Here is a 14,429-nt window from a genome sequence, read left to right as displayed (position 1 = left end):
CGTGCCAAAGACAGTTTCCATGACCTCAATATTGCCTGTGTGCTATCTTTATCACATTGCCGTGCTGGCTAAATGTTGCAATCGACCTCCTATGCGCCAGAACACCGCCCTTGCCAACCCGCTGCGCCAGGGATCGCCATGACGATCCTGCGGCTGCTGTGCCTTGCCGCCGGCATGCTGGTACTCGTCGCGCCGGCGTTCATGCTGCCGGCCGGCGCCATGACGCCGGACGCGGGCAAGGCGGCGGCGATACTGGCCTGCTTCGTGCTCGGTGCGTGCGCCTTCTTCGTCGTCGGGATGGCCGGCCACCTGCTGCGCCGCTCTGCCCTGCTGCGCGCAGTGGCGGCCCTGCTGCTGGCGGTGCCGCTGTCGTTCTGCGCCGCGTTGTTGTGGCGCGGCGCCGCGCCTGCCCTCATGTGGATTGCCGGCGCGCTGCTCGGCTTGACGCTGACGCTGTACCTGACCCTGGTGTATCCGGTGCTGCGCACGCAGACGCAAGCGCTGCTGCGCTGGCGCGCCGCGCGGCAGGTGGTGGTGGTTCCCTGAAGGTGGCGCGTCAGCCGACCGGATGCTGCCAGCTCTTGTAGACAAATTCCAGGCTGTGCCCATCCGGATCGATCACGTTCGCGGCGTAATAGCGGGGGTCGTAATGAAGGCGCGCTCCCGGCGCGCCATTGTCGAGCGCGCCAGCTGCAATTGCCGCTGCCCAGGCGGCATCCACCTCCGCCGGGCTCTTTGCAACGAAGCCGATGTGCAAGCCCGTACCGCGATGTTCGCCCTGGCGCAGCCAGAAGAACATGCGGCCATCGGCGCCGATACCTTTCAGGTCAGGATGACCGGACGGGCCATCCTTGCCAGCGAAATCGAGCCGCTGCGTGATGCCGAGCGGGGCCAGCGCCGCAATATAGAAGGCCAGCGACTTGTCGAGGTCGCATACGGGCAAGAAAATGTGGTCGAGCATCGGGAACTCCGGTGACTCAGATCTGATAACCGCCGCCGACTTCGATCGTCTGCGCATTCACCCACGCCAGATCGCTGCCCAGCAGGCTGGCGATCACGCTGGCAACCTCGCCTGCCTCGCCCACCCGGCCAAGTGCCGTCTGCGCCGCCAGCATGGTTTCGAATGCATCGTTCAAGCCGCCTCCCAGATCGGTGCGGATCGCGCCGGGTGACACCGCATTGGCACGGATACGGCGCGCGCCGAATTCCTTGGCCATGTAGCGGGTCAGCACGTCGAGCGCGCCCTTGGCCGCCGCATACGGCGCCACCCCAGCCGTGGCCACCCGGGTGGTGGCGCTGGTAAGATTGACGATGCTGGCACCATCGGCCAGCAATGGCAGCAGGATCTGGGTCAGGAAGAACGGGCCTTTCAGGTGCACGTTCAGCAAGCTGTCGAACTGGTCCGGCGTGACCTGCTCGATCGGGCTGTACAGGCCATGGCCGGCATTGTGTACCAGACCCTGCAGCCGGGCTGCGCCCCAGGTGGTATCGAGCGCATGGCGCACTGCCGCGCCGAACCCCTCGAAGCTTGCGATGTCGCCCACGTCCAGCTGCAACGCAACGGCCTTGCCACCTGCGACTGCGATCTGGTGCACGATGGCGTCCGCTGCCTCACGCTGGTCCTTGTAGGTCAGGATGACGCCCATGCCGCGCCGCGCGCATTCGAGGGCGGTGGCGGCGCCGATGCCGCGGCTGGCGCCGGTGATCAGGGTGATGTGCGTTGGGGTGTTCATGTTCGTGCTCCGTGTGGTGAAGGGATGAGAACATGGTAGCGAGCCGCCTCGCACGGCGCCCACCGGATCCTGCTATAAACCTGCCCGATCCTGCCAATGCCTTGCGGCGCACGCCTGGCTCTGTTTCAATGCGTAATGGAACATCTGTTGACTGAACTGCGGCGCCTTGCCGCCGGCGCGACCAACCGCCGCACCGAGACCGGCATCCCGCGCGTGGCCATGGTCCAGGGCGCGATTCCCGAACACCATCTGGCGGCGGTGTACGAGCCGATGATCAACCTGATCCTCACGGGCAGCAAATCGATGACGGTCGGAGAGCGCACGCTGCACTACGATCCGGCCACCTATTTCGTGATGTCGGTCGAGCTGCCGGCCGTGGGCCAGGTGCATGCGGCTGCAGGCGGTGCGCCCTACCTCGCTGTGAGCCTGACGCTCGATCCTGCGGTGCTGGGGCCGCTGCTGGCCGACTTGCCCGATCCTGCTGCCGGCACCCGCACCGACAGCGGTTTTTCCGTGGCCGCCGTCACGCCCGAGTTGATGGATGCCTGGGTACGCATGCTGCGGCTGATCGACCAGCCGCAGGACATCGCGGCGCTGGCACCGGCGTATGAGCGCGAAATCCTGTACCGGGTGCTGCAGGGGCCGCACGGCGCGATGCTGCGCGATATCGCGCTGCCCGACAGCGCGCTGGCCCGTGTGCAGCGCGCGATTGCCTGGATCCGGGAAGATTTCGCCAGCCCCCTGCGCATCGAGGCGCTGGCCGACAAGGTCGCGATGAGCGCCTCGTCGTTCCACCGGCATTTCAAGGCGGTGACGGCGCTCAGTCCCCTGCAGTATCAGAAGCGGGTGCGCCTGATGCAGGCGCGCCAGCTGCTGGTGTCGCATGGCGCGAACGTGACGACGACGGCGTTCGAGGTGGGGTATGAAAGTGCGACGCAATTCAGCCGCGAGTATGCGCGGATGTTCGGGATGGCGCCGGGGCGGGACGCGGCGCGCATTGCGGCGCGGATGGCAGCGCAGGTGCGTACGGGGCCGGACTGACGCCGGCGTTGCAGCGCCACCTTCGGCCGTCATCGACGATGCGACGCGCAGTTGCGCAGCAAACCTGCTGCTATAATTTCGCCAAACCCACTGGTGATCGCCTTGCGTCGGATTCTTCACATCCTCTTGCTGCTGTGCCTGCCCCTGTACGGCTTCGCCATGCAGGGCGGCGTGCCATCAAACGGGGATCCGGTGTCGCTGGTGCACGAGCTCGAACATGACCAGGGTATTTCTCACCACCACCACGCCGACGACGGCACCATCCATTACGACGATTCCGACGCGTCGCGCGATCACGCGCAAGACCATACGTCGCCATCCCAGCCCGCAGGCGTTGGCCTGCCGCCACTACCGGTCGCGCCCCAGCAACTGGTCACAAAGCTCGTTTCGCATGTGACCCAGTGGGTTCCGGAACCGTTCCTCGCCGGTCCGTCAAGACCGCCTTCCCCCGCCCCCGGCCAAGCTGCCGGGGGGCCGCTGCACGCATGATCGCAAGATAACGGCGCGACGCCTGTCGCGCCGGTGTGCTCGCCCCCGGTGATCGTCACTATCACCCGATGGAGAACACATGCGCATTTCCCGCGTGTCGCTTTACCTTGCCGGTGCCGGCCTCGCGCTTCAATGCGTGGCAGGAGCAGCACCTCCAATAATGCCGCCAATGAAGCCGCTTCCGGTCGGCACCACCCTGCAACAAGCCGTCGACAGCGCCTGGCGCCGCGCACCCGTTGCCCGGACACTGGAAGCGCGCCAGGACGAAGCCGCCGCGGCCCGCGGCCTGGCCGGGTCATGGCTGGCCAGCAGTCCGACGCTCGGACTGTCGCAGCGCAATGACACCGGCGCGTCCGGCCGCGATCAACGCGAATCCGACCTGTCGGTATCGACCTCGATCTGGCTCCCGCACCAGAAGCAGGCGCGCGAAACGCTCGCCGAGCGCAGCACCGAAGAAATCGCCGCCCACCTCGGTGCCACGCGCCTCGAGATTGCCGGCCTGGTGCGCAGCCGCCTGTGGGAAGCGGCCGCCGCCAGGGTCACGCTCGATGAACGACAGGGCCACGTGCAGCATCTGGAGCAATTGGCCGAAGAAGTGCAACGCCGTGTCACCGCGGGCGACCTGGCCCGCAGCGACGGTCTGCTGGCAGAGCAGGAAGTGCTCGCTGCCAGGGTCCAGGTCTTGCATGCGCGCACTGCCGCGGCCGACGCGCTGGCGCGCTATCGGGTCCTGACGGGCCTGCCCGAACTGCCCGCGCTCGAACCGGAGCCGCTCCACGACACCGATGCGCCTGCCAACCCGAGGCTCCAGGCTGCGCAGGCGTCCGAGCAGCGGGCGCGGGCGTCACTGCGCCTGGCCAAGGCGAGCCGCGCGGCGCCGCCGACGCTGGCCCTGTCGGTACGGCGCGAAGATGAACGCACTCTGCGCGAACCCGCGCGCAGCATCGGCATCGCGCTGCAGATCCCGCTTGGCAGCGCAGGACGCAATCGCAGCATCGAAGCGCAGGCCAGCACGGTCATCGCGACAGCGGCCGCCGAAGCGGCGCAGGCACAAGCGAGCGCCGTCGCCGACGTCGAGGTCGCGCGGGAGCGCCTGGCGAACACCCGCCTTGCCCTTGCCACCGCCGAGGCACGCGCGGTCGCGCTGCATGAACACACGGCGCTGTTTGCCAAGGCATTCCAGCATGGCGAACGTGGCCTTGCAGAACTGCTGCGCTCGCATGCCCTGACCCACGAGGCCGACGTCGCCGTGGCGCAGCAACGCGTTGCGCTCGGCCTGGCGCATGCCTCCCTCAATCAAGCTTTGGGAATCCTTCCATGAAACACCTGTATCTGCTGCTGATCGCCATGCTGATCACGTCGCCCGCCTGTGCCAGCCCTGGCGCCCACGGCCCCAATGGCGAGCACCTTGACGGCCAGGCAACGGCCACCGGCGCCGTCACCTCCACGCCGCGCATCGAAACCTTCACCGAATCGTTCGAGCTGCTTGGCCACCTGGCCGGTGGCGAGCTGTCGATCATGATTGATCGCTACGAAACCAACGAGCCGGTCCTGAATGGCGCGCTCGAAGTCCAGTACAAGCAACTGAAAGCAAAGGCAACGTTCCACGCCGACCAGGGCGACTACGCCGTCGACGATCCGGCCTTCCTGGCCGCGATCGCGACACCGGGCGCACACCCGCTGCTGTTCACGCTGGTCGCTGGCAAGGAAAGCGATTTGCTGGAAGGCGTGCTGACGGTGCCCGAGCCTGCCACCGAGCACGACCACGAACATGGCGCCGGTCGCCGCTGGTGGCTGGTGGCCGCTGCTGCCCTGGCGCTCGTTGCCGTGGCCGCCGTATTCCTGGCGCGCCGTCGCCGCCAACGCAAGGGAGCCTGACATGACGATTTCACACCGTGTTATTGCCGGCATCATCGCCGCCGCATGGGCAACGTCCCTGCTCGCCTCGCCCGGCGCGCATGGTCCGAACGGCGAGCATCTCGACGGCGCGGCAAGCCAGTCGGCCGGCGGACTGGCGCGCCTGCCGACTGGCAGCGTCAACGTGCCAAAACCGGCGCAGCGCCGCATGGGCGTGCGCACGCTGATGGTCAAGGAAGGCGAGTTCGCGCGCAGCGTGACGCTCAACGGGCGCGCCGCCATCGACCCGAACGCCGGCGGCCGCGTGCAAGCCCCGTTTGCGGGCCAGATCGCGCCCGGACCGCAGGGCTTGCCGGTCGCCGGCCAGCGTGTCGTCAAGGGCCAGCTGCTGGCACGGATTGCCCCTATCGGCGCGGCCATCGAGCGTGGCAACCAGGCGGCGCAACTGGCGGCGCTGCGTGCCAGCCGCACCGTGCTGGAAAAACGGGTGCAGCGCCTGGTGTTGCTGGAAGGCGTGGTGCCGGCAAAGGACATCGAAGCCGCCCGCGCCGAATTGCAGGGCACCATCGGCCAGGAGCGCGCCGTCGCCAGTTCGATCAGCGGGACGCAGGCGATCGTTGCGCCGGCCAGCGGCGTGATTGCCAGCGCCGCCGTGCTGGCGGGCCAGATCGTCGAGTCGCGCGACATCCTGTTCGAGATCGTCGATCCGCAGCGCATGGTGATCGAAGCCTTGACGACCGACGCAGCGATCGCGCGCAAGATCCGCGGCGCGGCGCTGGTCGACGCCCCGGATGCCGAACTGACGCTGCTCGGGGGTGGACTGAGCCTGCGCGATGGCGCCGTACCCATCAGTTTCCGGGCACGCGGCGCCGCGCTCGGCCTGGCGGTGGGGCAGCCGGTGACGGTCGTGGCCAGACTCGACACAACGATCAAGGGCATTGCCTTGCCGGCAGCGGCCCTGGCGCGCAATCCGGCCAATGAGACGGTGGTCTGGATCAAGTCGGGTGCCCAGCGCTTCATTGCCTTGCCGGTCGAGACCACGGTGCTCGATGCCCGCACCGTCATCGTGACGAAAGGGCTCAGTCCCGACAACAGGGTGGTGATCATCGGGACCTCCCTGATCAACCAGATCAGGTGAGCGGCGATGTTCAATGCCATTGTCCGTTTCAGCCTGCACAACCGCCTGTTTGTCCTGGCGGCGGCCCTCCTGTTGATGATCTACGGCGCGGTGACCGCAACGCGCACGCCGGTCGATGTGTTCCCCGACCTGAACAAGCCGGTGGTCACCGTCTTGAGCGAAGCCGGCGGCATGGCGCCCGAAGAAGTCGAGCAGCTCGTGTCGTTCCCGATCGAGACGGCGCTCAACGGGATGCCTGGCGTGACGCGCGTGCGCTCGGTGTCCGGTGTCGGCCTGTCGATCGTGTATGCCGAGTTCGACTGGGGTACCGATGTGTATCGCAACCGGCAACTCGTGTCCGAGCGCATCACCCTCGTCAAGGAACAGCTGCCGGGCGCGATCGCGCCCGTGATGGGCCCGGTGTCCTCGATCATGGGCGAGATCATGCTGATCGCGCTGCCGATCGACACCGCCAGAACCGATCCGATGAAGGCGCGCGAGTACGCCGATTTCGTGCTGCGCCCTCGCCTGCTGTCGATCCCGGGCGTGTCGCAGGTGATTCCGATCGGCGGCGAAGTGCGCCAGTTGCGCGTCGAACCGGACACGGCGCGCATGGCGCAATTCGGTGTCTCGCTGGCGCAGGTCACCGATGCATTGCGCGGGTTTGCCGCCAACACCAGCGGCGGGTTCGTCGACCTGAACAATCGCGAATACCTGATCCGCAACCTGGGCCGCACCAGCCGCCTGGACGACCTGCAAGGCCTGGCCGTCGCGTACCGCAATGGCGCGCCCGTCCTGCTCGACCAGGTCGCCAACGTACGCTATGCGGCAGCCTTCAAACGCGGCGACGCAGGCCTGAATGGCAAGCCGGCCGTGATCGTGAGCATCCAGAAGCAGCCTTCGGGCGACACGGTCAAGCTGACGCAGGCCATCGAGACGGCGCTGACCGAACTCAGGCAGGGACTGCCGGCCGGCATTGCGCCGCCCGTGGTCCTGTTCCGGCAAGCCAATTTCATCGACGCGTCCATTGGCAATGTCGTCGAGGCGCTGCGCGATGGGGCGATCCTGGTCGCGATCGTGCTGTTTGCCTTCCTGCTCAGCGTGCGCACGACGGTCATTTCGCTGGTCGCCATCCCGCTGTCGCTGGCGGTCACGGCGCTGGCATTTCACCTGCTGGGCCAGTCCATCAACGTGATGACGCTGGGCGGGCTGGCGATCGCCATCGGCGAACTGGTGGACGATGCGGTGGTCGACGTGGAAAACATCGTGCGCAGGCTGAAGCAGCGCAGCGAGTCGGGCCAGTCGGTGCTGGACGTGATCTGGCACGCCTCGGTCGAGGTACGCTCGGGCATCGTCTACGCCACCGTCATCGTCGTGCTGGTGTTCGTGCCGCTGTTCGCGCTGCCCGGCATCGAAGGCCGCCTGTTCGCGCCCCTGGGCATCGCCTACATCACCTCGATCCTGGCATCGATGCTGGTGTCGATGACCGTCACGCCGGCCCTCGCGTATTACCTGCTGCCGCGCATGAAGCGCCTGCATCGCGGCGACAGCCCGGTCGTGCGGCGCATGAAGCAGTGGGATACCGCCGCGCTGAACTGGTCGCTGCCCCGTACCCGCATGCTGCTGTCGGTAGCGCTTGTCGCCGTGGTTGCGGCGGCCGCCTCGGTGCCGTTCTTCCCGCGCGCGTTCCTGCCGGCCTTCAACGAAGGCTCGCTGGTCATGGGGATGACCTTCACGCCAGGGACCTCGCTGGCCGAAGCCAACCGCATGGGCGCGCTGGCCGAAACCCTGATCGCCCAAGTGCCGGAAGTGACCCGGGTCGGGCGCCGTACCGGGCGCGCTGAACTGGACGAGCATGCGGAAGGCGTGCACTCGTCCGAGATCGACGTCGACCTCAAGCCGTCCGGACGCAGCCGCGAAGACATCATGGCCAGCATCCGCAACCAGCTCGCCGTGATCCCCGCTTCGGTGGCGATCGGCCAGCCGATTTCGCACCGGCTCGACCATCTGCTGTCCGGCGTGCGCGCACAGGTGGCGCTGAAGATCTACGGCGACGATATCGACACGCTCCGGGGGCTGGCGGAAACCCTGCGCACGCGCCTGGCAAGCGTGCCGGGGCTGGTCGACCTGTCGGTGGAGCGGCAGGTCCTGATCCCGCAGATCAAGGTGCGGATCGACTACCGCAAGGCCGCCCAGTACGGTCTGACGGCGGGCGATGTGCTGCAGGCCTTGCAGGCGCTGGCCGAAGGGACGCGCGTGACCCAGGTCATCGATGGGCCGCGCCGCTTCGATCTGGTCGTCCGCCTGTCGGACGCCGACCGCACACCCCAGGATCTGGCGCGGGTCATGCTGACAGCGCCGGCAGGCCAGATTCCGCTGTCCGCGGTGGCCACCGTCGAGGAAGGCGACGGGCCGAACCAGATCGGGCGCGAGAACGGCCGGCGCCGCATCGTCGTGTACGCCAATACCGATGGCACCGATATGGCGCAAGTGATCGGCGACGTGCGCCAGGCAGTGGCCGCCAGCGCGCTCCCGGGCGGCTATTTCATCAGCGTCGAAGGGCAGTTCCAGGCGCAGGAACAGGCGCAGCAGCTGATCGTCGGCCTGTCGCTGGCGTCGCTGGTGCTGATCTTCCTGGTGCTGTATTCACGCTACCGCTCGACCACGCTGGCCCTTGTCATCATGGGCAACATCCCGTTCGCGCTGGTGGGCAGCGTCATCGCCATGTGGGTCGCGGGGGTTGCGCTGTCGGTGGCGTCGATGGTCGGCTTCATCACGCTGGCCGGCATCGCGACCCGCAACGGCATCCTCAAGGTGAGCCACTACGTCAACCTGTGCAAGTTCGAGGGTGAGCAGTTTGGCTGGCCGATGATCGTGCGCGGCTCGATCGAGCGCCTCACGCCCGTGCTGATGACGGCACTGGTGGCGGCATTCGCCCTGACGCCACTGCTGCTGGCGGCCGATGCGCCGGGCAAGGAAATCCTGCACCCGGTTGCCGTCGTCATCTTTGGTGGATTGATCAGTTCCACGCTGCTCGATTCGCTGCTGACACCACTCATCTTCTGGAAGGTCGGCCGGCAACCGCTGGAACGGTTGCTGGCGGACGCCCGCGGCGACGTGATGTGATCTAAGTTACATGGGCCATATGGCGGCGCCCATCCCGAGCCGCCTTCGTTTTCTGGAGCAAACAATGAAAAACATCGTCACAGTAGCGGCCCTCGCGGCCAGTGTCATCCTGTCGGGTAACGTCCACGCGCACGGCGCGAAAGCAAAACATGGCGGCATCGTGCAGAGTGCGGGCGACCTGTCGTTCGAGCTGGTGAGCACGAATGGCGCTGCGACCATCTACGTCGACGACCACGGCAAGGACAAGCAGACCGCCGGCGCAACCGGCACACTGACCGTCCTGAAAGGGACGGAAAAAACCGAACTGCCGCTCGTGGCCGGCGGCACCAATACGCTGGTGGTCAAGGGTGACCCGAAGCTTGCTGCCGGCAGCAAGGCCGTCGCAGTCGTCACGTTCGCCGACAAAAAGACGGTCAGCGTTCGGTTCTCGGTCAAGTAAGGTCTTGCCGGGCAGGCTCAGTGGCGCTGCAACGCCGGTGCCAGGGGTGACACGTCCCCCCGCCCCACCAGCCGCGCCACGGCCCGGATCAGCAGATGCGGCTGCAGCGGCTTGATGACATACGCCTGGTACCCCGCCTGCAACGCGCGCTGCTGATCCACTGGCCGCGCGAACGCGGAAATCGCCACCGCCGGCAGCATGTCGTCATCGAGCTGCATGTCGCCGCGTACCGTGCGGATCAGGTCGTAACCATTGAGCTTGGGCATGCTGATATCACTGACCAGCACCTGCGGGCGCGCATTGCGCAACTGCGCGAGCGCCGCCTCGACCGAATTGACGGTGACGACACCGGCGCCCCGCTCTTCCAGCACGCGCCGGCTCAGTTCCAGGATGTCTTCGTTGTCATCGACCAGCAGCACGCTCACGCCGTGCAGGTCGATCAGCATCAGCTGGTCGGCTTGGGCATTCGCTTCTGCTTCGGCTTCTGCAAGCGTGCCGGCCGCGGTGTCGCCCACCGACTCGGTAACGCGCAGCGGCAGCATCAAGGTAAATGTCGCGCCCTGGCCCACGCCCGCGCTGTCGCCGCTGACGCTGCCGCCATGCAGCTCGGTCAGCTGCTTGACGATCGACAGGCCGATCCCCAGCCCGCCATGTACGCGCGCGGCCTTGCTGTTTTCCTGGCTGAAGCGGGTGAACAACTGCGGCAGGAACCGCGCATCGATGCCCTCGCCGTTGTCGCGCACCGTCACCGCGACCTGCGCGTCGGCGCGGCGCTGCGCCGTCAACGTGATCGCGCCGCCTCTCGGGGTGAACTTGAGCGCATTGCCCAGCAAATTGGCGAAGATCTGCTGCAGCCGCACCGGGTCGCCATCGAGTTCCAGCGGCGCGCCGTCATGGGTGTCGATCCGGATATCGACGCCCTTCTCGATGGCGAGCGGACGCAGGAATTCGGCGGCCGAATCGAGCAGCGCGCTCAGGTCGACCCGCTGCAGATCCAGGATCAACTTGCCGGTCACGATGCGGTTCATGTCCAGCAGATCGTTGATCAGCTTGGCCTGCAGGCCGGCATTGCGCGCGATGGCGTCGACGCCCCGCTTGATGGTGGCGGGATTGTCCTGTGCGCGTTGCAGCACGCCGGCCCAGCCGACGATCACGGCCAGCGGCGTGCGCAGTTCATGACTGAGCGTGGCGAGAAATTCGTCCTTCAGCAGCGCTACCCGTTCGCTTTCCAGGCGCGCCGTGCGCTCGGCCTCGAACAGGTACTGGCGCTGGCTGTCCATCACCTGGCGTTCGGCCATGACTTCGCGCGCGATCTTGCGCCGCTCGATGGCGTTTTCGACGGCCCAGGTCAGGCTTTCGCGGCCCAGCCAGGCCTTGCCCACGAAGTCCTGGGCGCCATGGCGCAGCGACGCGCGGCTCTCGGTCCCGGCCACGCCGGTGAGGATCACGACGGGCAGGTGCGGAATCTTGTCGGCATCGCACGGCAGGCGTGCCAGCACATCGAGTGCGTCGCCGTCGGGCAAAAAGAAATCGAGCAGCATGCAGTCGAATGGCGCCGAACTTGCGCACAGGTGCATCGCCTCATTCGCCGACGTCGCTTCGACGAACTGGTAGCGCCGATCGTGCCCGCCCAGCAGCGCTGCTTTGGCCTCGGCACGATCCAGCGCATTGTCATCGACCAGCAGGATGCGCCAGGGACGATCGGTATCGTAAGTCACATGCATGGGGGTTTTCCAGTCGATGATGTGTCCGCGCCCGGCAGCACGACGTGCGTCAGCCAGTAGCGAAAGATGCTCTCGAGGTTGGCCAGGCCTTCCTCGAAGTTCACCAGTTTGACGTGATAGGCATTGCCGCCGGCCGCGTAGAACGCGTCCCGGTCGCGCGGGTTGATACTGGCTGTCAGCACGATGACCGGCAGCGTGCGGCGTTGCGGATGCCGGCGCACTTCTTCCAGCAGCGTCAGGCCATCTTCACCCGGCAGATTGCAGTCCAGGAGCATGAAGGCATAGGCGCTGCCGGAGACGGCGAACAGCCGGCGCCTGGCGTCATCGGCATCCCGGGCATGCACCAGCAGGTTGCCGATGCCGGCCCGCCGCGCGGCAATCGAGACGGTGTCGAAATCGTCGTCGCTGTCATCGACGACCAGGATGGGCGGCAGGTCGCTCCGCACCGGCAGCGTCATGCGCCCGGCTGTTTCATGCCGGCGCCGGGCAGCGTGAAGTAGAAGGTGGTGCCGACGCCCACGTCGGACGTGAACCAGCTGTGGCCATTGTGCTGCTCGACGAGCTTCTTGACGATCGCCAGGCCGGCCCCGCTGCCGCCCCCATAGGCGTCGCGCGTGTGCAGGCGCTTGAACATCATGAAGACGCGCTCACTGTGCTTGGTGTCGATGCCGATGCCGTTGTCGCGCACGTAGAACGTCGAGACGGCGTCGGCGCCATCGGCCGGATCGAGGTAGCCGATCTCGATCCGGCGCTGCGACTTGTCGTTGTACTTGGCGGCGTTGGAGATCAGGTTGGCGAACACTTCGCGCACGCGGATGCGGTCACACGACATCGTCGGCAGCGGCCGCGGAATCTGCACGTCGATGTCGCGTCCCAGCAGACTGGCGCCAAGCATGTCGGTCGCTTCGGCCACCACGTCGCCCAGCGCGATCGGATGGCGCTCGAGCGAGAGCCGGCCGACGCGCGAGAAGTGCAGCAGCGCGTCGAGCAGGCTGTCCATGCGCACGGTCAGCCGCAACATCGCGTCGATGCGTTCGCGGCCCTGCGCGTCGAGCGGGCGGCCCGCCTTCGTTTCTTCGAGCAGGAAGTGCGCGTACTTGTGGATGCCGCGCAGCGGCTCTTTCAGGTCGTGGCCGGCAACATAGGCAAACGCATCGAGTTCGTCGTTGCTGCGCACCAGATCAGTGTTCAGCGCGGCCAGCTGTTCGGCGCGTGCGACGACGACGTCGAGCATCAACAGGCGCAGGTTCTTGGCCGCCTCGATCTCGACCGGCTTCCAGGGTTCGGCGCGGCCCCGCACTTCTTCCTGCCACACGGCGAAGCTCTGACGCGGCGTCAGGCGCGTGCCGTGCTCTCCGGTGGCCTTGCCGGCTTCGTACGGATTGCCGCCCCAGCGATAAGTCTGCAACTGCTCGGGGCGGAACCAGATGACCCAGTCGCCCTGGCTGCGCTGCGAGATCGGAAACGCCAGCAGGCCGCTGCAGCAACCAAGCGCGTTGCCGCCCTCAGGATAAGCGCGGCCCAGATCATCCAGCGCAATGACCGTGCTGCCATCGGCCAGGCGCGCGCTGTGCAGCGTCAGCCAGGCCGCCAGCGCCGTGAGCTGCTGCGCATCCGGCGTGGCGCCGGCCATGCTCCACTGCCCATTCTCCGATACCGCCACGCCGCCCGCATCGATCCCGTCGAGCAGCGAGGGCGCGCCATCGGTCAGCGCCGCGTAGTTGCCGTCGGCAAGCGCCTGGCCCAGCACCGCGTGGTGTGCGGCCTCAAGCTTGAGCCGGTATTCCAGGTGTTCCCGGCCCTCGGCCGAGGCGATTTCGAGGGACGTGACCTGGCCGAGAAATTCGGCGGCCGCGCGCAGGGTATAGGGCAGCACGATCGGCGCGTAATGGTGGCACGCGATCAGGCCCCACAGCCGGCCATCGCGCAGAATCGGCATCGTCAGCGTGGCGGCCACGCCCATATTGCGCAGGTAATCGGTGTACATGACGGAGGCGCCGCGCAGTGCGCAATAGGTCATGTCCAGCGGTCGCCCCGTCACGGGGTTCAGCAGCGGTACGATCTCCATCAGCGCGCCATCCACGTCCGGCAAGGGCCGCACGCCGATGCGCTTGAAGATCGCGCGCGCCGGCACCGGAATGTCGCTGGCCGGATAACGCAATCCCAGCCACGAATTGAGGTCGCTGCGGTGCGCATCGGCGATCACTTCGCCTGTCTCGTCGCGGTGGAAGCGGTAGATCATCACGCGGTCCAGGCCCGTCGTGCGGCGTACCTCGTTGGCGGCGATGTCGCAGAACGCACTCAGGCTGCTGGCGGACTTCAGGCGCACCAGCGTCGTTTTCACCATCGAGTAATAGTCGCTGTCGGTCACGACCGTGTCGCCCGGGCGGCTGGCCGGCTCGATCTCGACGATCAGGACGCCGTCGGCCTCGTGGACCGAAAAGTCCATCTCGACATCGTGGCAAGCTGCATGGGGCAGCGGCGCGGTCAGCACGTACAGCGCATTGCGCTCCAGGACTTCGGTGCGCATCGCTTGCACGATGCACTGCACCGCCTGCGGGCCAATCACGGCGGCCAGGGGCTGGTCCAGGACCTGCTCCATGGCCAGGCCGGTACGCTGCGGCCAGTTTTCACTGGCCTGGCGCACGATCAGGTCGTCAAGACTGAGCGCCAGCAGCAAGCCGTGCGCCTGGATGCAGCCCGGGGTCTGCACCGGTTCATCGTCACAGTTGGACAGGGAGACGCCATGGCGCTTGATACTGTACGGGAACGGCAGGGTGCTGCGACTCATTGAGTGACTCTTTATCGCATGGCCGTTTGCTAGACGAAGGGGCGAAGAGTAACACTAACGTCGGAACTGCGGATAAACGTCGCGTGACGACGGCACCTTTCGCTTTTGCGCC

The 14,429-nt window shown here is 66.9% G+C and carries 13 protein-coding genes; 8 read left to right on the top strand and 5 right to left on the bottom strand.

The features are described 5' to 3' along the window. Positions 1-138 precede the first annotated feature (138 nt). Positions 139-546 carry a hypothetical protein gene (locus tag AC56LN_RS14175; protein ID WP_499572619.1) on the top strand — a complete coding sequence of 136 codons (408 nt, stop codon included), beginning with the start codon at positions 139-141 and terminating at the stop codon, positions 544-546. Positions 547-556: 10 nt separating this feature from the next. Here AC56LN_RS14175 and AC56LN_RS14170 read toward each other — a convergent pair whose 3' ends face one another. Continuing rightward, positions 557-961 (bottom strand): VOC family protein, encoded by a 405-nt coding sequence (locus tag AC56LN_RS14170; RefSeq protein ID WP_499572617.1) that lies wholly within the window; start codon positions 959-961, stop codon positions 557-559. Between the two features lie 16 nt (positions 962-977). Continuing rightward, a complete protein-coding gene (locus AC56LN_RS14165; protein ID WP_499572615.1) occupies positions 978-1,733 on the bottom strand; it encodes an SDR family NAD(P)-dependent oxidoreductase in 756 nt (251 codons plus the stop codon). A gap of 147 nt (positions 1,734-1,880) precedes the next feature. On the opposite strand from AC56LN_RS14165, the gene AC56LN_RS14160 reads away from it, so the two are divergent. The 7 genes from AC56LN_RS14160 (at position 1,881) to AC56LN_RS14130 (ending at position 9,802) form a co-directional block, all read left to right on the top strand. Further along, complete coding sequence (locus AC56LN_RS14160) at positions 1,881-2,774, top strand: AraC family transcriptional regulator (RefSeq protein ID WP_499572613.1); 894 nt, start codon at positions 1,881-1,883, stop codon at positions 2,772-2,774. A gap of 102 nt (positions 2,775-2,876) precedes the next feature. After that, on the top strand, positions 2,877-3,263 hold the full coding sequence (locus tag AC56LN_RS14155) for a hypothetical protein (RefSeq protein ID WP_499572611.1): 387 nt from the start codon (positions 2,877-2,879) through the stop codon (positions 3,261-3,263). 169 nt (positions 3,264-3,432) lie between these two features. Beyond that, a complete protein-coding gene (locus AC56LN_RS14150; protein ID WP_499572609.1) occupies positions 3,433-4,584 on the top strand; it encodes a TolC family protein in 1,152 nt (383 codons plus the stop codon). After that, positions 4,581-5,141 (top strand): hypothetical protein, encoded by a 561-nt coding sequence (locus AC56LN_RS14145; RefSeq protein WP_499572607.1) that lies wholly within the window; start codon positions 4,581-4,583, stop codon positions 5,139-5,141. The genes AC56LN_RS14150 and AC56LN_RS14145 overlap by 4 nt, the downstream gene beginning before the upstream one ends. Before the next feature lies 1 nt (position 5,142). Further along, positions 5,143-6,258, top strand: coding sequence for an efflux RND transporter periplasmic adaptor subunit (locus tag AC56LN_RS14140; protein ID WP_499572606.1), 1,116 nt, complete (start codon positions 5,143-5,145; stop codon positions 6,256-6,258). A gap of 6 nt (positions 6,259-6,264) precedes the next feature. Then, on the top strand, positions 6,265-9,363 hold the full coding sequence (locus AC56LN_RS14135; RefSeq protein ID WP_499572604.1) for an efflux RND transporter permease subunit: 3,099 nt from the start codon (positions 6,265-6,267) through the stop codon (positions 9,361-9,363). Positions 9,364-9,427: 64 nt separating this feature from the next. Beyond that, positions 9,428-9,802, top strand: a complete 375-nt coding sequence (locus AC56LN_RS14130) for a hypothetical protein (protein WP_499572602.1) — start codon at positions 9,428-9,430, stop codon at positions 9,800-9,802. Between the two features lie 17 nt (positions 9,803-9,819). Here AC56LN_RS14130 and AC56LN_RS14125 read toward each other — a convergent pair whose 3' ends face one another. From AC56LN_RS14125 to AC56LN_RS14115, 3 genes are read right to left on the bottom strand one after another with little or no spacing between them, the layout of a single operon-like run. Then, a complete protein-coding gene (locus AC56LN_RS14125; RefSeq protein ID WP_499572600.1) occupies positions 9,820-11,526 on the bottom strand; it encodes a hybrid sensor histidine kinase/response regulator in 1,707 nt (568 codons plus the stop codon). Further along, on the bottom strand, positions 11,517-11,984 hold the full coding sequence (locus AC56LN_RS14120) for a response regulator (RefSeq protein ID WP_499572598.1): 468 nt from the start codon (positions 11,982-11,984) through the stop codon (positions 11,517-11,519). Before AC56LN_RS14120 ends, AC56LN_RS14125 begins: the two co-directional genes overlap by 10 nt. Continuing rightward, complete coding sequence (locus AC56LN_RS14115; protein WP_499572596.1) at positions 11,981-14,317, bottom strand: ATP-binding protein; 2,337 nt, start codon at positions 14,315-14,317, stop codon at positions 11,981-11,983. Before AC56LN_RS14115 ends, AC56LN_RS14120 begins: the two co-directional genes overlap by 4 nt. Positions 14,318-14,429: the final 112 nt, after the last annotated feature.

The organism is Telluria sp. ZT3P26, from assembly GCF_059686035.1.
The sequence above is the reverse complement of the archived record's forward strand: the minus strand, read 5'-3'. Positions and strand labels throughout refer to the sequence as shown.